Here is a 556-nt window from a genome sequence, read left to right as displayed (position 1 = left end):
GGGTGAGCCCGCCCGCGCCTTCCACCACCGCCTGCACCTTCGCCTCGGCCTCGGCCAGCTTCGCCTCGCAATGGCGCCGCAGCGCCGTGCCGCGCTCGTATTCGGCGATGGCCTGGGCCAGCGTGCTCTTGCCGCCCTCCAGGGACCGCACGATGCCTTCGAGCTGCCTCAGCGCCTCCTCGAAGGGGAGGTTCCTGATSTCGCCGCCGGCGGCCATCGTCGTCGAAGGGGCGTCGGTGGTCATCGCTGCCCCTCCATCGGGCATCCTTCCGTAGAACGGATGAGTATAGGACTTTTGGTTACAAAACCCAACTGCCGGGGCAGATCCGTCAGCTGCGCATGAGGGCCCGGACATGCGCCGCGGCCGAGGCGGCGAGCGCCTCGAGGTCATAGCCGCCCTCCAGCAGGCTGACCACCCGGCCCTCGCAGCAGCGGTCGGCCAGGGCGCAGATCTCCGTGGTGATCCAGGCGAAATCGGCCTCGTGCAGCCGCAGCTGGGCCAGCGGGTCGCGCGCATGGGCGTCGAAACCGGCGGAGACGACGATCAGCTGGGGCG

Annotated in this window: 1 protein-coding gene and 1 pseudogene; both read right to left on the bottom strand. The window is 70.1% G+C overall.

The window, feature by feature from the left end:
• Positions 1–244 (bottom strand): exodeoxyribonuclease VII small subunit (gene xseB, locus AC1DWF_RS37575; RefSeq protein WP_476843497.1); only part of this gene is annotated, 244 nt, incomplete at its 3' end.
• Positions 245–329: 85 nt separating this feature from the next.
• Positions 330–556, bottom strand: a pseudogene (locus tag AC1DWF_RS37570) (histone deacetylase family protein); the annotation flags it as partial.

The organism is Aminobacter sp. P4_D5 (assembly GCF_056401815.1).
The sequence above is the reverse complement of the archived record's forward strand: the minus strand, read 5'-3'. Positions and strand labels throughout refer to the sequence as shown.